Origin of the sequence: Microbacterium sp. ZW T6_19 (assembly GCF_044987465.1) — a bacterium.
Lineage (GTDB): Bacteria > Actinomycetota > Actinomycetes > Actinomycetales > Microbacteriaceae > Microbacterium > Microbacterium natoriense_A.
In genome coordinates this window covers 52,569-73,557 of the sequence record NZ_JBJDRH010000008.1, presented here as the reverse complement: position 1 = coordinate 73,557, position 20,989 = coordinate 52,569, and the positions used below count along the sequence as shown (strand labels likewise).

The following is a 20,989-nucleotide window of genomic DNA, read 5'->3' as shown; positions in this document are numbered from 1 at the left end:
CCTTCTCGACGCCTCGTGGATGTCGTGCCCTCCGGGGCGCCGTCCACGAGGCGTCGCCCGTTTCGTCCCAGAGAACCCATGCTCGCCTATCTCGCCCGTCGTTTCGCGTTCCTCGTGGTGTCGCTCGTCGTCGCCATGATCGTGATCTTCGTGCTGCTGCGACTCCTCCCCGGCGACCCGGCGAACGCCCTGCTCTCCGTGAACGCGACCGATGAGCAGATCGCCGCGGCGCGGGCCCAGGTGGGATCGGATCAGCCGCTGCTGCAGCAGTTCCTCACCTGGGCGGGGCAGATGCTGCGGTTCGACCTCGGCAGCAGCTACATCTCGACTCTGCCCGTCGGGCCCGAGATCTCCGCACGGCTGGTCGTGACCCTGCCGCTCACGTTGCTCGCCTTCGCACTCGCGTCGGTGCTCTCGCTCGTTCTCGGCATCACGGCCGCGGTGAAGGCCCACCGCTGGTACGGCGCGCTGCTGAGCGGCTTCGCGCAGCTCGGCATCGCCGTCCCGGTGTTCTGGGTGGGCATGATCCTGGTCTGGATCTTCGCACTCGGACTGGGCGTCCTGCCCTCGGGCGGATTCCCGCGCGACGACTGGGAGGATCCCGCCGACGCTCTGCGTTCGCTGACCCTTCCCGTGATCACGATCGCGCTCGTGATGAGCGCTTCGCTGAGCAGATACGTGCGCTCCGCCACCCTCGATGTGCTGGGCAGCGACTATCTGCGCACCGCGCGCGCCGGCGGATCAGGGCTCGGCGAGGCGCTGCTGCGTCACGGCCTGCGCAACGGCGCGGTCCCCGTGATCGCCGTGCTCGGCATCGAGCTCTCGACCACCCTGCTCGGCGCCGTCGTCGTCGAGAGCGTGTTCACGCTGCCGGGCCTGGGCAGCATGCTGCTGAACGGCATCGCGCAGCACGACTTCGCGAACATCCAGGGCGTGCTCGTGGTGAGCACCCTGTTCGTGCTCCTGGTCGGCTTCCTCGCCGACATCGTCCAACGACTCGTCGACCCGCGACTGCGTGCCAGGGTGGCCGTCCGATGACCGCGGTGGTCGAGCAGGTGACGGATGCCGCACCCCGACGTCGCCGTCACACGACCCTGGGCCTCGGTCTGGGCTTCACCGGCGTCATCGTCCTCCTCGCTCTCGTCTCGCTGTTCTGGCTGCCCTTCGACCCCTCCGACATCAGCGGCGGACGCCTCGAAGGTCCGAGCCTCGAGCATCTGCTGGGCACGGACAAGCTCGGGCGCGACCTGTTCACTCAGCTCATGATCGGGGCCCGTATCGCGCTCATCGTCGGCACCGCATCCGTCGCCCTCGCCGCCGTGCTGGGTGTCGCGATCGGCCTGACCGCCGCCTTCGCCCGCCCCTGGCTCGACGACTCGCTCTCGGCCACGCTCGACGTGATCATCGCGTTCCCGGTGCTGCTCCTGGCGATGCTCGTGGTCGCCGTGCAGGGAGCCTCGCTGTGGTCGGCGATCCTCGCGATCGGACTCGCCATGTCGGCCGTCGTCGCCCGACTCACCCGCATCCTCGCCCGCCGCGTGCTGCACGAGCAGTTCATCACCGCAGCGCGCACCAGCGGCACCCGTCTTCCGGGGATCGTCTTCTTCCATGTCCTGCCGAACATCGCGCCGACCCTCGGCGTGAACCTCGCCCTGCAGTTCGGCGCCGCCGTGCTGGCCGAGGCGAGCCTGTCGTATCTGGGGCTGGGCGCACCGCCGCCCAACGCATCCTGGGGGCGACTGCTGCAAGAAGCGCAGGGCACTGTGCTCACCGCACCGGTCGGGGCCATCGCGCCCGGAGTCGCGCTCGTCGTGCTCGTGCTCGGTGTGAACTTCATCGCCGACGGCCTGCGCGATTTCGCAGACCCGACTCGCAGGAGGAGCCGATGAGCCTTCTCGAAGTCGCCGGCCTCACAGTCACCGCGGGCGGTCGACGCCTCGTCGACGACGTGTCGTTCACCGTCACGGCGGGTGAGCGCGTCGGTGTGATCGGCGAGTCCGGGTCGGGCAAGTCGGTCACCTCGCTCGCGGTCACCGGGCTCCTCGGCGGAGGGCTCGAGACATCCGGATCGGTTCTGCTGGACGGCACGCAGGTGATCGGAGCCCCGGATCGGATGCTGCGGCCGCTGCGCGGCCCGGTCGCCTCGTTGCTGTTCCAGGAGCCGCTGACCGCCCTCGACCCGCTCATGCGGGTGGAGCGCCAGATCGCGGAGCCGATCCGGCGCCACCTCGGTCTTCGAGGCGCCGCACTGCAGCAGGCCGTGCTCGGCGCCCTGAACGATGTGTCCCTGCCCGACCCTCGCATCGCCCGCGCGTTCCCGCATGAGCTGTCGGGCGGCCAGCGGCAGCGCGTGGCGACCGCGATCGCCCTCGCGGCGAGCCCGAAGCTGCTGATCGCGGACGAGCCGACGACGGCGCTCGACGTGACGGTTCAGGACGAGATCCTGACGCTGCTCGAGCGCCTGGTGGCCGAGCGCGACATGGCGCTGCTGTTCATCAGCCACGACCTCGCGGTGGTCGCGCGGATGACGGAGCGCGTGGTCGTGATGCGACGGGGCGAGGCCGTGGAGCAGGGACCGATCACCGAGATCCTCGGCGACCCACAGCATCCGTACACCCAAGGCCTCGTGGCGAGCGCCCGGGCGCTGGACTCGGCGCTCGACGCCCCCGCCACCCCGGGAGTGGTGCGATGACCGCCCTGCTCGAGCTTCACGACGCCCGGTTCGCCTACGGCCGGCGCACTGTCATCGACGACGTCACACTCGGTGTCTCTGCCGGTCAGGCACTGGGCCTGGTCGGCGAGTCCGGAGCGGGCAAATCGACGATCTTCTCCCTGCTCCTCGGACTCGCCGCGCCGCACGCCGGCGCAGTGCTGTTCGACGGCGCCCCGTTGGACCGGCGCGACCGACGCATGATGCGCCGGTTCCGCACCGAGGTGCAGACGGTGTTCCAGGACCCGTACTCCTCGCTCGACCCGCGTCAGCGCATCGACCGCATCGTGGGCGAACCGCTGCGGTCCCTGGGGATCGCCCGCGGCGCCGAGGCGCAGCAGTCGGTGGCGGAGGCCGTGCGCTCGGTCGGCCTCGACGCCGACGCCCTGCACCGGTACCCGCACGAGTTCTCGGGCGGCCAGCGCCAGCGCATCGCGATCGCCAGGGCCATCGTGTCGAAACCGCGCGTCCTGCTCGCAGACGAGCCGGTCAGCGCACTCGACGTCACCACCCGCATCCAGGTCATCGAGCTGCTGGCCCGTCTGCGCGCCGAGACCGGCATGGCCCTCGTGATGGTGTCGCACGATCTGAGCGCGGTCGCCGCCCTGTGTGAGCGGACCGTCGTGCTGCAGGGCGGGCGCGTCGTCGAAGAGGGGGCGACCCGCGACATCCTCGACGCCCCGACGACCGCCTACACGCGCACCCTCGTCTCGGCGATCCCGCGGTTGCCGCGGTTGCCGCGGGAGGCCTGATTCGGGCACGCCCACGCCGAAGGTGGGATCACCCCCGCCGCGAGCACCGAGGTGCAGCCGCAACGGGTGCGACCTCAGAAGGGCGGCTCGGGTTCGTCGGGAGCTTCGGTGAACGTCACGGTGTTCACCGGCGGAGGCCGGTCGATGTAGATCTGTCCGGTCGGGCTCGTCCACGAGTAGACGCCGCCGTCGAGGTGTTCGACGTGCCACGGGGTGTGATGCTTCAGCACGTGGTGTCTTCGGCACAGTGCACCGAGGTTGGCGTCGGTCGTCTCGCCACCGAAGGCGTGGTCGATCGTGTGGTCGAGGTCGCTGTCTCGGGCCGGCATCCCGCATCCAGGGAATCGGCACCGCTGGTCCCTGGCCTGGAGGTGTCGCCTCAGGTCGGCGGAGGGCCGGTAGCGGTCGACGGCGAGCACGCCACCGGTGACAGGGTGGGTGAGCACGCGATCCCAACCGGATGCTGCACCGACCAGCGCCTTCGCCGTCGCGTCGTCGATCGGGCAGCGACCGTTCAGCTCGGCAGGAGTGCTGTCGACGCCGGCGAGGCTGAGCACCGGGACCGTGACGGACACGGCCGCTGTGATCGCGGCGAGGAGCCCCTCAGGGGTGTCGTGCCCGGCCGGAGCACCGGTGAGGAGCATGTCGAGAGCGAGATCGCAGCGGATCTCGTCGAAGGTCCGAGCGTCGGGCACCACGTCCGGTTCTGTGGCGGAGTCGCCTGTCGCCGCAGGACCGAACGACGCGCCCGTTGGCACGCAGGAGCCTGTCTGCAGCGCCCTGCCCATCGCGGTGATCCGGTCGTACGCACCGTGGATCAGCGCCGCCGGGCCGTGCATGCCGAGCTCGGCCATGCCGTCAGGGCGATCATTCACCCAGATGCGGCGCTTCGTCCGAGCGTCCTTGTGCCGATCGTCGAGACCGCGCGGCTGGAACCGCTCCGCGACGCGCCGCGCCATCCGCCCCACTCGATTCGGGGACTCCGTCTCCGCGAATCCGATGATCTGCTCGGAGTAGGCGTCCCGGTCGGCCGCGTCATCGAGATGCTCCCCGGCCTCGACGATCACGCGCGCATGCCCGGCGCTGATGCGGCCGGCACCCTGTGCCTGCCACACCCGCGGGAATCGCTCGACCAGGAACGACGCCTCCGCCATCCGGCGCTGCACCGTCCGGTCGGACACCCGCAGCGCCGCCCCCAGCTCCGCGGCCACCGTGCGCGTGGACAGGTCGCCGAAATCCTCGTGACCTGCTTCATCTGCGACCTGCAGCGCCAGACGTGACGCGGTGGCGAGAATGCCATCGCGCACCGCCTGCAGCTGACCGATCGTGCGGTCGACATCGACGAGCATGCCGGTGAGCGCGGCCAGCGCGTCCACCTGTTCGATCGTCGCGTCAACCAGTGCCGTCATACCTACATCATGCTCGGGGCCTCCGACATTGACACCCTGATCAGGGGCTGAAAACGGGCAGAATCATCACGGAAGGGCAACGAAGCGCGAATGCTCCGAAACGGGCGTTTCGTCTCGCTTCGCTCGCTCGACGACCGCAGGCTCGGGATCCGGCACCTGGGCGAGGACGCCCCGCTGAAACACCGCAGTCACACATACCCTTTAGAGTCGCTACATGGCTCGACCCTCGCTCCTCGCCGTGTCGCACGGCACCGCCGACGTCGAAGGCGCCGCGGCGATCGCCGCCCTCGTCGCGCAGGTGCGCTCGGCCCTCCCCGACGTCGACGTGATCGAGGCCTTCGTCGATGTGCAGCAGCCGGACGCCGCCGAGCTCGCCCCGCAGCTCGACGGGCCGCTCGTGATCGTGCCGCTGCTGCTGTCCAGCGGGTTCCACGTGCACCACGACCTGCACGGCATCGCGAAGACCCGCCCGTCGACGGTCATCGCGGATCCGATGGGCCCCGATCCGCGCCTCGCCGACGTCCTCGTCCAGCGACTGCCGGAAGGCCAGGATCCGGTGATCCTCGCGGTAGCCGGCTCGCGCGATCCCCGTTCACTGACGGATGCCGAGGGCATGGGCGCGTTTCTCGAAGAGCGTCTCGGCCGAGACGTGCACCTCGCTTACCTCGCCGCGCGGCAGCCCGACCTTCCCTCGGCCCTTGCCGAGCATCCTGACGCGATCGTGTCCACGTACCTGCTCGCCCAGGGATACTTCTTCGACCTCGCCCGGCGGCAGAGCGCCGATCGCGCGCTTACGATGCCGCTCCTCGACGGCGGCCCCGTGCCGCAGCCGCTGATCGATCTCGTGGTCGCCCGCTACGAGGCTGCCGCGGCCCGGCTCTGACGGCCCTCCCGCCGCCACCGCGCCGCATCCCGTTCCGGTTGCAGTTCGTGCCGTCGCAGCATCCGTCTCCCTCGTTCCGGGCGCAGTTCGCGTCGCCGAATTCGCGGTCGACCGGCAGGAACTGCAACCGGAATGAACGGCGCACCGCTGGAGCGGCACGAACTGCGACCGGAAGGGCGCGGTGGCCCGCGCAGCACAGAACCACCGCGAGCACCAGACCCCGCCGTCATATTTCACGTTGCGTGACGTCATATGACGCTCCTTGACGTCACATGTCCGTTCGAGTTCTTGAACGCGGTGCAACCTCCATAGCGTGATGCGAAGCCATCCCAGGGAGCAGTGCATGACGATTCAGCAGCCGACGCCGATCCGCGGTGCCCGCACGCGCACCGCGCGCGTCCCCACGAAACCCCACGGCCAGTGGGCGGTCGACGGCAACGAGCCCCTGAACGGCAACGAGGAGTGGAAGCTCGACGACAACGGGCTCAACGTGCGCGAGCGCATCGAGAACGTGTACGCGCAGGGCGGCTTCGAGAGCATCGATCCGACCGACTTGCACGGGCGCTTCCGCTGGTGGGGTCTGTATACCCAGCGCAAACCCGGCATCGACGGCGGTCGCACCGCCCAACTCGAGCCGCACGAACTCGAAGACGAGTACTTCATGATGCGTGTGCGGATCGACGGCGGGCAGCTGACGACCGAGCAGCTCCGCGTGATCGGCGAGATCTCGACCGAGTTCGCCCGCGACACGGCCGACATCACCGACCGCCAGAACGTGCAGCTGCACTGGGTCGAGGTGCAGAGTGTTCCCGAGATATGGCGCCGCCTCGAAGCCGTCGGCCTGAGCACGACGGAAGCGTGCGGCGATGTGCCCCGCGTGATCCTCGGCTCGCCGGTCGCCGGCATCGCCGCCGACGAGCTGATCGACCCGACGCCGCAGATCCGCGAGATCGCCGACCGCTTCATCGGTGACGTGACTCTGTCGAACCTGCCCCGCAAGTACAAGACCGCGATCACGGGCCACCCCAGCCAGGACGTGGTGCACGAGATCAACGACTGCGCCTTCGTCGCGGTCGAGCACCCCGAACTCGGCATCGGCTACGACCTGTGGGTCGGCGGCGCGCTCTCGGTCGTGCCGCGACTTGGAGAGCGGCTGGGCGTCTTCGTCACCCCCGACCGCGTGGCCGAGGTGTGGCACGGCATCACCCAGATCTTCCGCGACTACGGCTACCGCCGCCTGCGCAACAAGGCCCGCCTGAAGTTCCTGCTCGCCGACTGGGGTGTCGAGAAGTTCCGCGAGGTGCTCGAGACCGAGTACCTCGAGAGTCCGCTCCCCGACGGCCCTGCAGCTCCCAAGCCCACGAGCCTCGGCGATCACGTCGGCATCCACGCGCAGAAGGACGGCAGATTCTTCGTCGGCGCAGCTCCCCTGGTCGGCCGCGTCGCCGGCAGCACTCTCACCGCCCTCGCGGACCTCGCAGAGGCGCACGGCTCGCAGCGCATCCGCACGACGCCGCATCAGAAGCTGCTCGTCCTCGACATCGAGGAGAGCCGGGTCGAGAGCCTGGTGAAGGGACTCGACGCGATCGGGCTGTCGGCTCGCCCGAGCCTGTTCCGCCGCGGCACGATCGCCTGCACCGGCATCGAGTTCTGCAAGCTCGCGATCGTCGAGACCAAGGTCAACGCCGCGAAGGCCATCGAGCAGCTCGAGGAGCGCCTCGGCGCGCTCGAGCCCGAGATCGGACGTCCGATCACTCTGCACGTGAACGGGTGCCCGAACTCCTGCGCGCGCATCCAGACCGCCGACATCGGCCTCAAGGGCCAGCTCGTACTGATCGACGGCGAGCAGGTGCCCGGTTACCAGGTGCACCTCGGCGGCGGACTCGCGAACGTCGATCGCGAAGAAGCAGGACTCGGCCGCACGGTCCGCGGACTCAAGGTGCCGGCAGACGGCATCGCCGACTACGCCGAGCGCGTCATCCGCCGCTACCTCGCCGACCGCGAAAGCGCCGACGAGACCTTCGCGAACTGGGCGCACCGCGCCGACGAGGAGGCGCTGCAATGAGCCACCAGGAATCTGGGTCCCTGAGCCTGTCGAAGGGCCGTCCGGCCCGCCGCTCCCGCGAGGAGCTCAAGGCGCTCGCCGAACGCGGCAACGTCGAGCTGCGCAGCCGGCAGCCCGACGAGGCGAGTCCCGCCGAGGTCGCCGCATGGGTGGCCGAGAACTTCGCCGTCTCGCAGGCCGCGGTCGCGTGCTCGATGGCGGATGCTGCGCTCCCGCACCTCGTCGCCGAGCACCTCCCCGGCGTCGACGTGCTCTTCCTCGACACCGGCTACCACTTCGCCGAGACGACGTTCACGCGCAACGAGGTGGCCGAGAGCCTCGACGTGAACATCGTCGATGTGAAGCCCGAGCAGACCGTGCGCGAGCAGGATGCCGAGTTCGGCAAGAACCTCTTCGAGCGCGATCCCGGCCTGTGCTGCGCGCGCCGCAAGGTCGAGCCGCTGCAGCGCGCGCTCGGCGAGTACGAGGTGTGGTTCACGGGCGTCCGCCGTGAAGAGGCGCCCACCCGCGCCGAGACCGAACTGATCGTCTGGGACGAGCGCAACGGCCTGGTCAAGGTGAACCCGGTCGCGGCGTGGACCTTCGACGACCTGATCGACTACGCCACCGTGCACGAGGTGCCGGTGAACCCGCTCATCGCGAACGGCTACCCCTCGATCGGCTGCGCGCCGTGCACGAAGCAGGTCGCCCCCGGCGAGGACCCCCGGTCCGGCCGCTGGGCCGGCCTGTCCAAGACAGAATGCGGACTCCACCTATGAGCACCATCACCCGGTCGTTGAGCGAGGAGCGCAGCGACGAGACGAAGCGCCCGCAGGGTCTGTCCGCCCTCGACCAGCTCGAGGCGGAAGGCATCCACATCATCCGCGAGGTCGTCGCCGAGTTCGAGCGCCCCGTGCTGCTGTTCTCCGGCGGCAAGGACTCAGTCGTGGTGCTGCACCTCGCCGCGAAGGCGTTCGCACCGGGCAAGGTGCCTTTCCCGGTGCTGCACGTCGACACCGGCCACAACTTCCCCGAGGTCATCGCGTTCCGCGACGAGACCGTCGCCCGCCTGGGCATCGACCTCGAGGTCGCGCGGGTGCAGGACTACATCGACGACGGCCGGCTCGCCGAGCGCCCCGACGGCACCCGCAACCCTCTCCAGACGCAGCCGCTGCTCGACGCGATCGCCGCGGGAAAGCACGACGCCGTGTTCGGCGGGGCCCGCCGCGACGAGGACAAGGCCCGCGCGAAGGAGCGCATCATCTCGCTGCGCGACGAGTTCGGCCAGTGGGACCCGCGCAACCAGCGCCCCGAGCTGTGGAGCCTGTACAACGGCCGGCACCTGCCCGGTCAGCACGTGCGAGCCTTCCCGATCTCGAACTGGACCGAGGCCGACATCTGGAACTACATCGACCGCGAGAACATCGCCCTGCCGCCGCTGTACTACGCGCACCAGCGCGAGGTCTTCCGCCGCGACGGCATGTGGTGGGCAGTCGGCGAGTTCTCGCAGCCGCGCGCCGGTGAAGAGGTCGTCCGCCGCACCGTGCGCTACCGCACCGTCGGCGACATGAGCTGCACGGGTGCGGTGGAGTCGGATGCCGCGGACACGGCATCCGTCGCCGCCGAGGTGCAGCGTTCCACCCTCACGGAACGCGGCGCGACGCGCGCCGACGACCGGATCAGCGAGGCCGCCATGGAGGATCGCAAGAAGGACGGGTACTTCTGATGAGTAACCTCGCTGCAGACGTTTCGCCTCGCTCCGCGCGCTCAACCGCCAGCGAGCGCGCCAGGACCCTGTTCCGGTTCGCGACCGCCGGCTCCGTTGACGACGGCAAGTCGACGCTCGTCGGCCGACTGCTGCACGACGCGAAGGCGATCCTCGCCGACCAACTCGAGCAGGTCGCCGCGACCAGTCGCCAGCGCGGCTTCGCGCACGGCGAGTTCGACTTCGCCCTGCTCACAGACGGCCTGCGCGCCGAGCGCGAGCAGGGCATCACGATCGACGTGGCGTATCGCTACTTCGCGACCGACCGGCGCAGCTTCATCCTCGCCGACTGCCCCGGACACGTGCAGTACACGCGCAACATGGTCACCGGCTCCGCCACTGCCGACGCCGTGATCGTGCTCGTCGATGCACGCAAGGGCATCATCGAGCAGACCCGCCGCCACCTCGCCGTCGTCTCGCTGCTGCGCGTGGCCCACGTCGTCATCGCGGTCAACAAGATCGATCTGGTCGGCTTCGACGAGAACCGCTTCGTCGAGATCGAGCTCGAAGCGGCACGCGTCGCCGAGCAGCTGGGTCTGCCCGGCATCCACGTGCTGCCCGTCTCGGCTCTCGAGGGTGACAACATCGTCGACCGCTCCGAGCGCACGCCCTGGTATCAGGGCCCGACCCTGATCGATCTGCTCGAGTCGCTGCCCACCGCGGTCGAGATCGAAGACACCGCCGCCCCCTTCCGCCTGCCCGTGCAGCTCGTGCTGCGCCCGCAGGGCGGCCTGTCGCCCGAGATCGCCGACCCCGAGCGCTATCGCGACTTCCGCGGATTCGCCGGGCGGATCGCCGCGGGCACCGTGAGCGTCGGCGACTCCGTCGACGTGTTCCCCGGCGGACACTCCACCACGGTCACCGGCATCCACATCGCGGGGCATGAGGCGGATGCAGCCACGGCCGCGCAGTCCGTGACCCTCACCCTCGCGGACGAGATCGATGCCGCACGCGGCGCCGTGATCGCCGCATCCGGCACCATCCCTGCCGGCCGCCGGGAGGCCGTCGTCGAGCTGTTCCAGCTCGACCCGCGTGCGACCACCGCCGGGAGCAAGGTCCTCGTCAAGCACGGCACCGCGACCGTGCAGGCGCTGATCGCCGAGGTGATCGACCGACGCGACCTCGAGACGCTCGCCCATCACGACGCCGAGTCGCTCGCCGTGAACGAGATCGGGCGCGTGCGCCTGCGCTTCGCCGCGGACCTGCCGCTCGAGCCGTATGCGCAGAGCCGTGAAGGCGGCTCGCTCGTGCTCATCCACCCCGCCGACGGCGCGACGCTGGCCGCAGCGACCGTCGAGGACTGACCTGCACCACCCATCACTCGCTAAGGAGGCGAAACCGTGAAGATCAACCGCACCACCACCGCTCTCACCGTCCTGGGACTCACCGCGATGATGCTCGTGGGCTGCGCCTCGGCATCCGCTGACCCGGGCTCGAGCGACGCGAAGGGCGACGACCTCGCCGAGGTGCGCCTCGGCTACTTCGCCAACGTCACGCACGCCCCCGCGCTGGTCGGTCTCTCCGAAGGGCTGTTCCAGGATGCTCTGGGCGACGTCGCGTTGAAGACCGAGGTCTTCAACGCCGGTCCGGCCGCGATCGAGGCGCTCTCCGCCGGTGCGATCGACGCGACCTACATCGGCCCGAATCCCGCGATCAACACCTTCATCCAGTCGGGTGGCGAGTCGGCGAACATCATCGCCGGCGCGACCTCCGGCGGCGCGGCGCTCGTCGTGAACGACAGCATCCAGAGCGTCGACGATCTCAAGGGCAAGAACATCGCGACCCCTCAGCTCGGCAACACGCAGGACGTGGCGCTGCGCAGCTGGCTCGCCGACGAAGGCTTCGAGACCTCGACCTCGGGCGGGGGCGACGTCACGATCACCCCGACCGAGAACGCGCAGACGCTGACGCTGTTCCAGGACGGCGGCGTCGACGGCGCGTGGCTCCCCGAGCCGTGGGTGTCGCGTCTGGTCGTCGAGGCGGGTGCGCACGTGCTCGTGAACGAGGCCGATCTGTGGCCCGACGGGAACTTCCCGACCACGGTGCTGCTGGTGCGCAAGGACTTCGCGAAGGAGCACCCCGAGGTGGTCGACGAACTGCTCGAGGGCCACATCGCGTCTGTCGAGTGGCTCGACGAGCACGCCGATGAGGCGCCGGCCGTGATCAACGACGCGCTCGAGGAGGCGACGGGTAAGAAGCTCTCCGACGAGGTTCTGACGCGGGCGCTCGAGAACGTCACGTTCACGGTCGACCCGGTGGCCTCGACGTTCGAGACCCTCGTGGAGAACGGCCTCGCCGCGGGCACGCAGAAGGAGGGCTCGATCGACGGGCTCTTCGATCTGACCGCGCTGAACAAGCTCCTGAAGGATGCCGGCAAGGACACCGTCTCGGCCGCAGGGCTCGGGGAGGACTGATGAGTGCGCCCGCGGGACCCTTCGGCAAGCTCAGGGACCCAGGTCCCGGTGCCGCATCCGTGGCGCGGCTGACGCCGAGCTTCGACGGCGTCACGCCGCTCGCGGCGCCCGCGCCCGCCGTCGACCCCGCGGTGCGCATCTCGCACGTCACGAAGCGCTACGGTTCGGGCCCGATCGTCCTGGAGGATGTCTCCCTCGACATCGCCCCGGGCGAGTTCGTGTGCCTGCTCGGTGCCTCGGGCTGCGGAAAGTCGACGCTGCTGAACCTCATCGCAGGGCTCGAGCGCACCACCTCCGGCAGCATTCACCTCTCGGCTGGGTCCCTGAGCCCGTCGAAGGGCGGCGCCTCGGTGATGTTCCAGGAGTCCGCGCTGATGCCGTGGCTCACCGCGCGGCAGAACGTCGAGCTCGCACTGCGACTGCGCGGTGTCCCTCGTGCGGAGCGGCGCGAGGAGGCCCTCCGCCTGCTGGCGACCGTGAACCTCGCGGAAGCAGGCGACAAGCGTCCGCACGAGCTCTCCGGCGGCATGCGTCAGCGCGTGGCCCTGGCCCGTGCCCTCGCTCAGGACCGCGACGTGTTGCTGATGGACGAGCCGTTCGCCGCTCTCGACGCGATCACCCGCGATCTGCTGCACGAGGAGCTCGAGCGCGTGTGGCGCGCCACCGGCCGCACGATCGTGTTCGTCACCCACAACGTGCGTGAGGCCGCTCGCCTCGGCCAGCGCGTGATCCTGCTCTCCAGCCGCCCCGGACGCGTCGCGGGCGAGTGGCGCATCGCGAACACCCTCGGCCGACGCATCGAGTCGCCCGAGGTCGCGGCCCTCGCCACCGAGATCACCGCCGAGCTGCGGAAGGAGATCGCCCGCAATGCCTCTTGACTCCACGAAGATCTCCGCCGACGGCGACGCCTACGGAGATCTGGCGACGCTCTCGGCCGGTCTCGACCGCCTGCAGTCCGACGACGTGCAGCGCACTCCGCGATGGCGCGAGTTCCTGAGCAAGGCCCTACCGCCGATCGTGCTGCTGTTCGTGCTGCTGGGCGTGTGGCAGCTGTATGTCGTGATCGCGAACCCGCGCCCCGACAAGGCGCCGAGCCCGGCCGCCGTCGTCGGCGCTCTCGACGAGGCCTGGATGTCGGGGCGCCTGCAGGAGGCGGTCGCGACGAGCCTGGAGCGCGGTGTCATCGGCTTCCTGATCGCCATCGTGGTCGGCACCGCGCTCGGGATGCTGCTCGCCGAGTGGAAGCTGCTGCGCCGCGCCGCGGGTCCGCTCATCTCAGGCCTCACCGTGCTGCCCTCCGTGGCATGGGTGCCCGCCGCGATCATCTGGTTCGCGCTCAGCGACGCAACCGCGTACTTCGTGATCCTGATGGGCGCGATCCCATCGATCGTGAACGGGCTGCTCTCGGGCATCGACCAGGTGCCGCCGCAGCTGCGCCGCGTGGGCATCGTGCTCGGCGCGAGCCGCTGGCAGCTCGCCACCTCCGTCACGTTGCCCGCGGCACTCCCCGGCTACTTCGCGGGCCTGAAGCAGGGCTGGGCGTTCTCATGGCGCTCCCTGATGGCGGCCGAGATCATCACCAGCGGTGGAACGATCGGCTTCGGCCTCGGCACGATGCTGAACCAGTCCCGTGAACTCGCCGACCTCGCAGGAGTCCTGGCCACGATCCTGCTCATCCTCGCGATCGGCATCGTGATCGAGCTGGCCCTGTTCGGCCCGCTCGAGCGGCGGATGCTGCGCAACCGCGGACTGCTGCTGGGAGGCGGACGATGACCGGACACGTCACGCTCGTCGGTGCGGGACCAGGCGACGCCGGGCTCCTGACCGTGCGAGGTCTGAAGGCCCTGCAGAACGCCGACGTGATCGTCGCCGACCGGCTCGGCGCCCGCGCGGTGCTCGAACAGCTCGCGGCCGAAGGCGTCGTGCTGTCAGCCGAAGTCATCGATGTCGGCAAGCTGCCGGGGCACCATCCCGTGCCCCAGGACGGCATCAACGAGCTGCTCGTCGAACTCGCCGCCGCGGGCAGGAACGTCGTGCGGCTCAAAGGCGGCGACCCGTTCGTGTTCGGCCGCGGCCGCGAAGAGCAGCTGTTCTGCGAACAGCGCGGCATCCCGGTCGATGTCGTCCCCGGCGTCACGAGCGCCATCTCGGTGCCTGCCGTCGTCGGCATCCCGCTCACCCATCGGGGTGTCGCCACGTCGTTCACGGTCCTCAGCGGCCACGACCAGATCGATCGGGTGCCCGGCGGAGGCGACCACACGGTCGTCCTGCTGATGGGCGTCAACACGCTCGGGCACTCGGCTCACGTGCTCGCAGCCGGGGCCCGAGGCGCCGACTGCCCAGTCGCGATCATCGAAGACGGCTACGGTGCGACCCAGCGCGTGACGATCGGCACGCTCGGAACGATCACCGGGATCGCTGCCGCCCGACAGGTGCGCTCCCCCGCGGTCATCGTCATCGGCGACGTCGTGCGGTTGAGCCCGCACGCAGCCGGACGATCCACGGATGCGGTGACGATTCACGGAGCATCTTCCGTGAATCCCCCGTCCATCGTCGCCGGCTCCGCAGATCGTCTCTCCTCGAATGCGGATGCCGCGCCCAAACCTCGCTGGACCGATGCCCTCACCGCGGGCCTCGCCGTCGACACCGGACTCGTCCAGGTCGTCGAGACTTCCCTCACCTCCCGCTGAATCACCGAAAGACCAGGCCATGTCAACGACCTCTCTGTCCCTGCGCGTCGCGATCGTCGGCGCCGGGCCCGCCGGCATCTACGCGGGCAATCTGCTCGCCAACGCCGTCAAGGAGCGCGGCGGTCGCGTCGAGATCGACCTGTTCGAGTCGCTCCCCGCGCCTTACGGCCTCATCCGCTACGGCGTCGCACCCGACCACCCCCGCATCAAGGGCATCGTGAACTCTCTGCACGAGATGCTCGACGCGTTCCCCGAGACCGCAGACGGTGACGCTTCGACAGGCTCAGCGACCCAGACCGCGAGTCGCCGCACGATCCGCTTCGTCGGCAACGTCGAGGTGGGCCGCGACATCTCTCTCGACGAGCTGCGCGAGCGCTACCACGCCGTGATCCTCGCCACCGGCGCCATCCGCGACGCGGCTCTCGACATCCCCGGTGTCGACCTGCCCGGCTCCTACGGCGCCGCCGACTTCGTGGCGTGGTTCGACGGCCACCCCGACGTCGCCCGCACCTGGCCGCTCGAGGCCTCGTCTGTCGCCGTGATCGGCAACGGCAACGTCGCCCTCGACGTCGCCCGCGTGCTCGCGAAGCATCCCGTCGACCTGCGCTCCACCGAGATCCCCGACAACGTGCTCGAGGGACTGGAGTCCTCCGCCGTCACCGACGTGCACGTGTTCGGTCGCCGCGGACCCGCCGACATCAAGTTCACGCCGATCGAGCTCCGCGAACTCGGAGAGGTGAACGACGTCGACATCGTGCTGCACGACGAGGACTTCGACGGCGTCGACCCCGCATCCGCCACCAACAACCAGCTCAAGGTCATGTTGCGCACCCTGAACGGCTGGCGCGAGCGCCCCGCCGGCACGGCGTCGCGCCGCCTGCACCTGCACTTCTGGCACGCCCCCGTGGAGATCACGGGCGACGGCAAGGTCGAGAGCATCCGCTTCGAGAGGACGGCGTTCGTCAAGAGCGAGACGGATGCCGAGGGCGCCCTCGTGCGCACCGGCGAGTTCCGCGACTACGACGTGCAGGCCGTCTACCGGGCCGTGGGCTACTACGGCACCCGTGTCGTGGACGCTCCTTTCGACGAAGCCCGCGGCGTCGTTCCGAACGAGGCCGGGCGCGTCGAGGCCGAACCCGGCCTGTACGCGACCGGATGGATCAAGCGCGGCCCGGTCGGTCTGATCGGCCACACCAAATCCGACGCTCTGGAGACGATCACCAACCTCGTGGCGGATGCCGAGGCCGGGCTCCTCACCGCCCCGACATCCGACGAGGACGTCCTCGATGTGCTCGACGCGGGCGGCACCGAGTACACGACGTGGGACGGCTGGCTCGCCCTCGACGCCCACGAGCGCGCTCTCGGAGAGAACCACCGGCACACGCGCGAGCGCGTCAAGGTCGTCCCCCGCGACGAGCAGGTCGCGGTCTCCCGCGACGCCGAGCACGAGAGCGCTCTCGCCCGATGACCTACGTCATCGCGCTTCCGTGTGTCGATGTGAAGGATCGTGCCTGCATCGACGAGTGCCCCGTGGACTGCATCTATGAGGGTGAACGTTCGTTGTACATCCATCCGGATGAGTGCGTGGACTGCGGGGCGTGCGAGCCGGTGTGTCCGGTCGAGGCGATCTACTACGAGGATGATCTGCCTGAGGAATGGGCGGACTACTACAAGGCAAACGTGGAGTTCTTCGACGAGATCGGCTCACCAGGTGGCGCGGCCAAGACCGGCGTCATCGCCTTCGACCACCCGATCATCGCCGCCCTCCCGCCCCAGGACGGCGGTCATGACTGAGCCCTACGACGTCCTCATCGTCGGCGGCGGGCCCGCAGGACTGTCTGCCGCGCTGAACCTCGGCCGTTCGCTCGTGCGCGTGCTCGTCGTCGACGCCGACCGGCCTCGCAACGCCGCGACGCTGAACTCGCACGGCTTCCTCACGCGCGACGGTGTTCCCCCGCACGAGCTGCGCAAGATCGCGCGGCAGGAGCTCGCGGCCTATCCGAACGTCGCGATCCGCTCGCGCGTGAAGGTGACATCCCTCGCGCAGAGCCTCGGCGGGTTCACCGCCGGCATCGGCCGCACCACGTCCACCGAGACCGTGTCAGCACGGTCGGTGCTGCTCGCGACAGGTCTGCGCGAGACGCTCCCCGACGTGCCGAACCTGCGCGGCTTCTACGGCATGAGCCTGTTCAGCTGCGCGGCCTGCGACGCCTGGGAGCTCCGCGGCCGCCGCATGGCGCTGATCGGCGAGTCCGCGGATCTCGCCGATCGCGCTCGACTGATCGGCCGCTGGACCGAGAGTCTCACCGTGTTCACGAACGGCTCAGACGTCGTCACCACGGCAGAGGAGGCGGAGCTCGCCGCCGCCGGAGTGAACGTGCTGCGGCATCCGATCGTCGAGCTCGTCGGTGAGCGCGGACGCCTCGAGGCGATCCGCCTCGCCGACGGCAGCCTCTTCGAGGTCGAGGGCGGTTTCGTGCGTCCGGAGTGGGAGACCGACCTTTCGTTCCTCGACGGGTTCGCGGCATCCGTCGATCGACACGGCCACCTCGTGACCGACCGATCGGGGCGCACCGACGTCCCCGGTCTGTACGCCGCCGGTGACGCCGCGGCTCCCGGCCCGCAGCAGCTCATCGTCGCGGCCGGCGCCGGCGCCCGCGTCGCCGCCGTGATCGTGCACGACACGATCGGCGTCGCGACCGCGCACTGACCCTCTCCTCGGGGGCGCATCAGGGATAGGCTGACCGGCATGACGCGTACATCGGGGGGCCGTCTCGCCGCGGCGATCGTCGTGGGACTCGCCGTGCTGCCGCTGAGCGGCTGCCTGTACGCGCAGATCCCCGAGCATCCGACGATCGTCGATTACGAGCCCGTCCCGACCGATGAGCCGACCGACGAGCCGGCGACCGGACTTCCGACCTCGATGAGCTTCGCGGACGGCGCGGACCTTCCATCCACCGCATACGTCGAGTGGGGCGACGGATTCTTCGCCGATGACGGGTGGAAGGTCACCAAAGCCGACGACGGCAACGGCGGATGGGCCTACGGCACCGTGGACGACGTATGCATCGCACAGTTCTGGCAAGGCGACATCTCGAGCCTGCCGCTCGTCCCCGGCGATGACGGCGCCAGCTCCGACGCGCTGCTGGCGTACGTGCTCGGCAATTCGACCGCGGCGGAGGTCACGCCTCTCGCCGACACGGTGACGCTCGGATACGGAGCCGGAGGCGACCCGTCGCTCGAAGCGCGGCAGGTGGTCGGTGCAGACAGCGGACGCGACTGGTACATCACCGCGCGCGCCTTCACGGCGACCGGCTACGGCGTGTACCTCATCACGGACTGCACGGGCGGCGACGTCGCCGCGACCTTCGCCGAGGTCGTCGAGAAGAACCCCGTCGTCATCACCGGGTGAGGCGCCGAACGGGGCTCAGCCGCAGGAGCAGGGGGCGGAGCCGCCGCCGGGCGGACCCACCAGCAGCAGGATGACGTAGAGCGCGACGACGGCGATCGCGATGAGCGCGCCGAGCACCCACGGCCGTCGCAGGAACCAGCGCATCAGCCTGTCGAACCAGGTGCGGTCGCGCGGGTCGTCGGTCGCGTCCAGGCGCCAGTCGCCCGCGAGGCGGCCGGTGCGGTGCAACCAGATCTCCATCGGGATCGTCGCGTAGGGGACGACCGCACTCGCGACGGCGAGCACGGCGGTTCCGGCATGCCAGCGGTTGTTGAGCGCGACGAGGATCGCCGTCGCGCCGTAGGCGAGGAAGACGAAACCGTGGATGCCGCCGCCGATCGTGACCACGATTCCGGGTGCTCCGGCAGCGCGGGCGATGAGCGCGGCGATGAGGATCGTCCAGGTGATCGCCTCGGCGATCGCCAGCGCGCGATAGAGGCGGGAGGGCTGAGTGAACACGGTGCTCCTGAGGTCGGGGTGATTCCACGCTAGGCGGAGATGCGGCATCCGGAATCCATCGAACGGTTGACACGCCCGTCCGTGGAATAGGCGGAGGCCCGCCGACGTTGCCGAAGGCATGGTGACAGTCGACTCCGAAGCTCTCTCGCAGGTGCTCGGCGCGATCGACCTCAGGGTCGGCGTGGGGCGTCGTGAGCGGCTGGATGCTGGCGGGCTCCTCCCTCTCGCACCGGGAGACGCGACGCTCGTGTACGTCGCAGAAGGTGCGGTGCGCGGCATCCCCCCGCTGGATTCCGGATGCCGGCTCGACATCGATCGCGACTCGCATCGCGTCGAGGTCGACGGGCCGAAGGGATCGGCCGTTCTGCACAGAGGCGACGCGTTCCTCACGCTCGGGCGCGGTCCTGTGGCCCTCGTGTCCGATGAGGCGACGACCCTGATCGTGGTCGCCCTCGAGCTCGCCGACCTCACGCCGGCTCTCCGCAGTGCGCTGCCCGACTACATCACCGTCACCGGATTCGACGTGCTCGAGCCGGCCGCCGCCGCGCTCGCCGAGAACATGGGCCCCGTGGTGCCGTCCGAGCATCCGAAGCGCCAGGGCGACCCGTTGATCTGCCGGCTCATGGCGACGACGGTGCTGCTGTCGGTCATCCGCTCCTGGGCGGAGAACGGCTGCGCCCCGGAAGGCTGGCCCCACGTCTCGAAGGACCCGTTCCTCGACCGTGTGGTCGAGGCGATCCATCAGGCGCCCGGTCGTGAGTGGACCGTCGAGCGGCTGGCCGGCGTGGGCGCCATGTCGCGCTCGGCGTTCGCCGAACGCTTCCGCAGCGCGATCGGCCGCTCCCCCGCCGACTACGTCACCGAGGTGCGCATCGATGCGGCCAAGCGGATGCTCGAGGCGGGCCGCTCCGTGTCGGAGACCTCGCGCGAACTCGGCTACTCCTCGGACGAGGGCTTCAGCCGCGCCTTCCGCCGCCGCACCGGCGTGAACCCGAGCGCCTGGCGCCGGCTGCCGGTCCCCGCGTAGCCCGCGAGGCCGGTGCCCGTCACGCCCGGCACCCGTTCCCACGTTGTGCGAAAAGTCGGAGAGTCCGGCGACACGCCGGGTGCCGCATGCCGTGCACCCGAGTGTCGCGCCAGAACTCCGACTTTTCGCACCGAGCGGGCCGGTGAGACGCGGTGCGCTACGCCACGACCCGCTGCGCGCGCGAGCGGTTCGACAGCCCGAACAGCACCGCGCCGATCACCAGCATCACCGCACCCAGCGCGTAGACGAGTTCGATGCTGAGCGTGTCGACGAGGAGGCCGCCGATTCCCGCCGCGATCGTGATCGCCAGCTGGAAGCCCACGACCACCAGGCTGCCGCCGGCCTCCAGGCGGTCCGGCATCCGATGCCCGACCCAGGTGTTCGCGACGATCAACCAGGACGAGAAGAGGAAGCCCCACACGAGCACGACGATGCCGACACCCAGAACGGTTCCCGAGAGCAGGATCACGGATGCCACGGCCGCCGCGATCACGAGCGGTACGACGACCGACAGGAATGCGAAGGTGCGGTCGATCACGAGGCCGATCACGATGTTGCCGATGAGCCCGCCGAGGCCGAACAGCGCGAGCAGCACCACGATGGTCGACGCGTCGACGTCGGGGATGCGCTCGAGCGCGAGGCGCACGTACGTGTAGGCGAGGAAGTGCCCGAGGACGACGGCGACGTGGCCGATGAGGCCGAGGCCGATTCCCGGCCGGCGGACGGTGTCGACGAGCAGGCGGATGCTCGACGCCTGCGCCGCCGGCACGGAGGGCAGGGTGAAGCGAAGGGCGACGGCGAGCACCACCATGAGCACGCCGGCGAGCGCGAAAACCAGGTGCCAGTCGACGAGTTCGGCGAGCATGACGCCGAGCGGAACCCCTGCGACGGTCGCGAGCGAGACGCCCGCTGAGGTGAACATCACCCCTCGCCCCAGGCGCTCAGGGCCGGCGAGGGTCGCGGCGACGGTGATGGACATCGACCAGAACGCGCTGATCGCGGCGCCGAGGAGGAAACGGGCGGCGAGCACGAGCACGAGGTTCGGCGCGATCGCGACGAGCAGGTTCGATACCGCTGCGGCGAGCGCCATCCACACGAGCAGCGACCGCCGGTCGAGGCGAGGGAAGATCAGGCCGATCGTCGGAGCGACGACCAGACCGACCAGCGCCGTGATCGTGACGGTCTGTCCGGCCTGGCCCGGAGTGACGCCGAGCGAGGCCGCCATCTCGGTGAGCACTCCGTTCGGCAGGAACTCCGCCGTCACCAGCAGGAACCCCATGAGCATGAGCACGATCAGCCCGCCGTAGCGGATGCGGTCGGCGCTCGCGACAGGGGTGGTGGGAACAGGAGCGGTGATCGTCATGCTTCCAGACTGGCAGTACGCG

At 69.9% G+C, this 20,989-nt stretch carries 21 protein-coding genes; 18 read left to right on the top strand and 3 right to left on the bottom strand.

Annotation, left to right across the window (positions count from 1 at the left end; genetic code table 11):
- The first annotated feature begins 78 nt into the window (after positions 1–78).
- From ACI3KT_RS13375 to ACI3KT_RS13360, 4 genes are read left to right on the top strand one after another with little or no spacing between them, the layout of a single operon-like run.
- On the top strand, positions 79–1,038 hold the full coding sequence (locus ACI3KT_RS13375; protein ID WP_404904749.1) for an ABC transporter permease: 960 nt from the start codon (positions 79–81) through the stop codon (positions 1,036–1,038).
- On the top strand, positions 1,035–1,889 hold the full coding sequence (locus ACI3KT_RS13370; protein WP_404904747.1) for an ABC transporter permease: 855 nt from the start codon (positions 1,035–1,037) through the stop codon (positions 1,887–1,889). Before ACI3KT_RS13375 ends, ACI3KT_RS13370 begins: the two co-directional genes overlap by 4 nt.
- Positions 1,886–2,692 (top strand): ABC transporter ATP-binding protein, encoded by an 807-nt coding sequence (locus tag ACI3KT_RS13365; RefSeq protein WP_404904745.1) that lies wholly within the window; start codon positions 1,886–1,888, stop codon positions 2,690–2,692. Before ACI3KT_RS13370 ends, ACI3KT_RS13365 begins: the two co-directional genes overlap by 4 nt.
- Positions 2,689–3,462 carry an ABC transporter ATP-binding protein gene (locus tag ACI3KT_RS13360; protein ID WP_404904742.1) on the top strand — a complete coding sequence of 258 codons (774 nt, stop codon included), beginning with the start codon at positions 2,689–2,691 and terminating at the stop codon, positions 3,460–3,462. Before ACI3KT_RS13365 ends, ACI3KT_RS13360 begins: the two co-directional genes overlap by 4 nt.
- A 74-nt stretch (positions 3,463–3,536) precedes the next feature.
- Here the strand turns inward: ACI3KT_RS13360 and ACI3KT_RS13355 are convergent, their stop codons facing one another.
- Positions 3,537–4,871, bottom strand: coding sequence for an HNH endonuclease signature motif containing protein (locus tag ACI3KT_RS13355; RefSeq protein ID WP_307292586.1), 1,335 nt, complete (start codon positions 4,869–4,871; stop codon positions 3,537–3,539).
- Positions 4,872–5,085: 214 nt separating this feature from the next.
- On the opposite strand from ACI3KT_RS13355, the gene ACI3KT_RS13350 reads away from it, so the two are divergent.
- From ACI3KT_RS13350 to ACI3KT_RS13290, 13 genes are all read left to right on the top strand, one after another.
- Positions 5,086–5,754, top strand: coding sequence for a sirohydrochlorin chelatase (locus ACI3KT_RS13350; RefSeq protein WP_404904740.1), 669 nt, complete (start codon positions 5,086–5,088; stop codon positions 5,752–5,754).
- A gap of 343 nt (positions 5,755–6,097) precedes the next feature.
- Complete coding sequence (locus tag ACI3KT_RS13345; protein WP_292904783.1) at positions 6,098–7,819, top strand: nitrite/sulfite reductase; 1,722 nt, start codon at positions 6,098–6,100, stop codon at positions 7,817–7,819.
- On the top strand, positions 7,816–8,577 hold the full coding sequence (locus tag ACI3KT_RS13340) for a phosphoadenylyl-sulfate reductase (RefSeq protein WP_404904738.1): 762 nt from the start codon (positions 7,816–7,818) through the stop codon (positions 8,575–8,577). The genes ACI3KT_RS13345 and ACI3KT_RS13340 overlap by 4 nt, the downstream gene beginning before the upstream one ends.
- Positions 8,574–9,524: a sulfate adenylyltransferase subunit CysD gene (cysD, locus tag ACI3KT_RS13335; protein WP_292904779.1), complete on the top strand. Its 951-nt coding sequence runs from the start codon at positions 8,574–8,576 to the stop codon at positions 9,522–9,524. Before ACI3KT_RS13340 ends, cysD begins: the two co-directional genes overlap by 4 nt.
- Complete coding sequence (locus ACI3KT_RS13330; RefSeq protein ID WP_404904737.1) at positions 9,524–10,867, top strand: sulfate adenylyltransferase subunit 1; 1,344 nt, start codon at positions 9,524–9,526, stop codon at positions 10,865–10,867. The genes cysD and ACI3KT_RS13330 overlap by 1 nt, the downstream gene beginning before the upstream one ends.
- A gap of 87 nt (positions 10,868–10,954) precedes the next feature.
- A complete protein-coding gene (locus tag ACI3KT_RS13325) occupies positions 10,955–11,977 on the top strand; it encodes an ABC transporter substrate-binding protein (protein WP_404904927.1) in 1,023 nt (340 codons plus the stop codon).
- Complete coding sequence (locus tag ACI3KT_RS13320; RefSeq protein WP_373426311.1) at positions 11,974–12,855, top strand: ABC transporter ATP-binding protein; 882 nt, start codon at positions 11,974–11,976, stop codon at positions 12,853–12,855. Before ACI3KT_RS13325 ends, ACI3KT_RS13320 begins: the two co-directional genes overlap by 4 nt.
- Positions 12,845–13,750: an ABC transporter permease gene (locus tag ACI3KT_RS13315; RefSeq protein ID WP_292904773.1), complete on the top strand. Its 906-nt coding sequence runs from the start codon at positions 12,845–12,847 to the stop codon at positions 13,748–13,750. The genes ACI3KT_RS13320 and ACI3KT_RS13315 overlap by 11 nt, the downstream gene beginning before the upstream one ends.
- Complete coding sequence (cobA, locus tag ACI3KT_RS13310; protein WP_404904734.1) at positions 13,747–14,667, top strand: uroporphyrinogen-III C-methyltransferase; 921 nt, start codon at positions 13,747–13,749, stop codon at positions 14,665–14,667. The genes ACI3KT_RS13315 and cobA overlap by 4 nt, the downstream gene beginning before the upstream one ends.
- A gap of 19 nt (positions 14,668–14,686) precedes the next feature.
- On the top strand, positions 14,687–16,135 hold the full coding sequence (locus tag ACI3KT_RS13305; protein ID WP_404904732.1) for an FAD-dependent oxidoreductase: 1,449 nt from the start codon (positions 14,687–14,689) through the stop codon (positions 16,133–16,135).
- Positions 16,132–16,461 carry a ferredoxin gene (gene fdxA / locus ACI3KT_RS13300; protein ID WP_292904767.1) on the top strand — a complete coding sequence of 110 codons (330 nt, stop codon included), beginning with the start codon at positions 16,132–16,134 and terminating at the stop codon, positions 16,459–16,461. Before ACI3KT_RS13305 ends, fdxA begins: the two co-directional genes overlap by 4 nt.
- Positions 16,454–17,377: an NAD(P)/FAD-dependent oxidoreductase gene (locus tag ACI3KT_RS13295; RefSeq protein WP_404904730.1), complete on the top strand. Its 924-nt coding sequence runs from the start codon at positions 16,454–16,456 to the stop codon at positions 17,375–17,377. The genes fdxA and ACI3KT_RS13295 overlap by 8 nt, the downstream gene beginning before the upstream one ends.
- Before the next feature lie 39 nt (positions 17,378–17,416).
- Positions 17,417–18,079 carry a hypothetical protein gene (locus ACI3KT_RS13290; protein ID WP_404904728.1) on the top strand — a complete coding sequence of 221 codons (663 nt, stop codon included), beginning with the start codon at positions 17,417–17,419 and terminating at the stop codon, positions 18,077–18,079.
- Positions 18,080–18,094: 15 nt separating this feature from the next.
- Here ACI3KT_RS13290 and ACI3KT_RS13285 read toward each other — a convergent pair whose 3' ends face one another.
- Complete coding sequence (locus tag ACI3KT_RS13285) at positions 18,095–18,577, bottom strand: DUF3817 domain-containing protein (RefSeq protein ID WP_404904726.1); 483 nt, start codon at positions 18,575–18,577, stop codon at positions 18,095–18,097.
- 118 nt (positions 18,578–18,695) lie between these two features.
- On the opposite strand from ACI3KT_RS13285, the gene ACI3KT_RS13280 reads away from it, so the two are divergent.
- Entirely contained in the window at positions 18,696–19,604 is a 909-nt protein-coding gene (locus ACI3KT_RS13280) for a helix-turn-helix domain-containing protein (protein ID WP_307292610.1), read from the top strand.
- Between the two features lie 157 nt (positions 19,605–19,761).
- Here the strand turns inward: ACI3KT_RS13280 and ACI3KT_RS13275 are convergent, their stop codons facing one another.
- A complete protein-coding gene (locus tag ACI3KT_RS13275) occupies positions 19,762–20,967 on the bottom strand; it encodes an MFS transporter (protein ID WP_307292612.1) in 1,206 nt (401 codons plus the stop codon).
- Positions 20,968–20,989 lie beyond the last annotated feature (22 nt).

What these genes read in the sequence shown, in the direction of transcription:
- ACI3KT_RS13375 (WP_404904749.1), top strand. Translation starts at nt 79, where the DNA reads ATGCTCGCCTATCTCGCCCGTCGTTTCGCGTTCCTCGTGGTGTCGCTC.
- ACI3KT_RS13370 (WP_404904747.1), top strand. Translation starts at nt 1,035, where the DNA reads ATGACCGCGGTGGTCGAGCAGGTGACGGATGCCGCACCCCGACGTCGC.
- ACI3KT_RS13365 (WP_404904745.1), top strand. Translation starts at nt 1,886, where the DNA reads ATGAGCCTTCTCGAAGTCGCCGGCCTCACAGTCACCGCGGGCGGTCGA.
- ACI3KT_RS13360 (WP_404904742.1), top strand. Translation starts at nt 2,689, where the DNA reads ATGACCGCCCTGCTCGAGCTTCACGACGCCCGGTTCGCCTACGGCCGG.
- ACI3KT_RS13355 (WP_307292586.1), bottom strand. Translation starts at nt 4,871, where the DNA reads ATGACGGCACTGGTTGACGCGACGATCGAACAGGTGGACGCGCTGGCC.
- ACI3KT_RS13350 (WP_404904740.1), top strand. Translation starts at nt 5,086, where the DNA reads ATGGCTCGACCCTCGCTCCTCGCCGTGTCGCACGGCACCGCCGACGTC.
- ACI3KT_RS13345 (WP_292904783.1), top strand. Translation starts at nt 6,098, where the DNA reads ATGACGATTCAGCAGCCGACGCCGATCCGCGGTGCCCGCACGCGCACC.
- ACI3KT_RS13340 (WP_404904738.1), top strand. Translation starts at nt 7,816, where the DNA reads ATGAGCCACCAGGAATCTGGGTCCCTGAGCCTGTCGAAGGGCCGTCCG.
- cysD (WP_292904779.1), top strand. Translation starts at nt 8,574, where the DNA reads ATGAGCACCATCACCCGGTCGTTGAGCGAGGAGCGCAGCGACGAGACG.
- ACI3KT_RS13330 (WP_404904737.1), top strand. Translation starts at nt 9,524, where the DNA reads ATGAGTAACCTCGCTGCAGACGTTTCGCCTCGCTCCGCGCGCTCAACC.
- ACI3KT_RS13325 (WP_404904927.1), top strand. Translation starts at nt 10,955, where the DNA reads ATGATGCTCGTGGGCTGCGCCTCGGCATCCGCTGACCCGGGCTCGAGC.
- ACI3KT_RS13315 (WP_292904773.1), top strand. Translation starts at nt 12,845, where the DNA reads ATGCCTCTTGACTCCACGAAGATCTCCGCCGACGGCGACGCCTACGGA.
- cobA (WP_404904734.1), top strand. Translation starts at nt 13,747, where the DNA reads ATGACCGGACACGTCACGCTCGTCGGTGCGGGACCAGGCGACGCCGGG.
- ACI3KT_RS13305 (WP_404904732.1), top strand. Translation starts at nt 14,687, where the DNA reads ATGTCAACGACCTCTCTGTCCCTGCGCGTCGCGATCGTCGGCGCCGGG.
- fdxA (WP_292904767.1), top strand. Translation starts at nt 16,132, where the DNA reads ATGACCTACGTCATCGCGCTTCCGTGTGTCGATGTGAAGGATCGTGCC.
- ACI3KT_RS13295 (WP_404904730.1), top strand. Translation starts at nt 16,454, where the DNA reads ATGACTGAGCCCTACGACGTCCTCATCGTCGGCGGCGGGCCCGCAGGA.
- ACI3KT_RS13290 (WP_404904728.1), top strand. Translation starts at nt 17,417, where the DNA reads ATGACGCGTACATCGGGGGGCCGTCTCGCCGCGGCGATCGTCGTGGGA.
- ACI3KT_RS13280 (WP_307292610.1), top strand. Translation starts at nt 18,696, where the DNA reads ATGGTGACAGTCGACTCCGAAGCTCTCTCGCAGGTGCTCGGCGCGATC.
- ACI3KT_RS13275 (WP_307292612.1), bottom strand. Translation starts at nt 20,967, where the DNA reads ATGACGATCACCGCTCCTGTTCCCACCACCCCTGTCGCGAGCGCCGAC.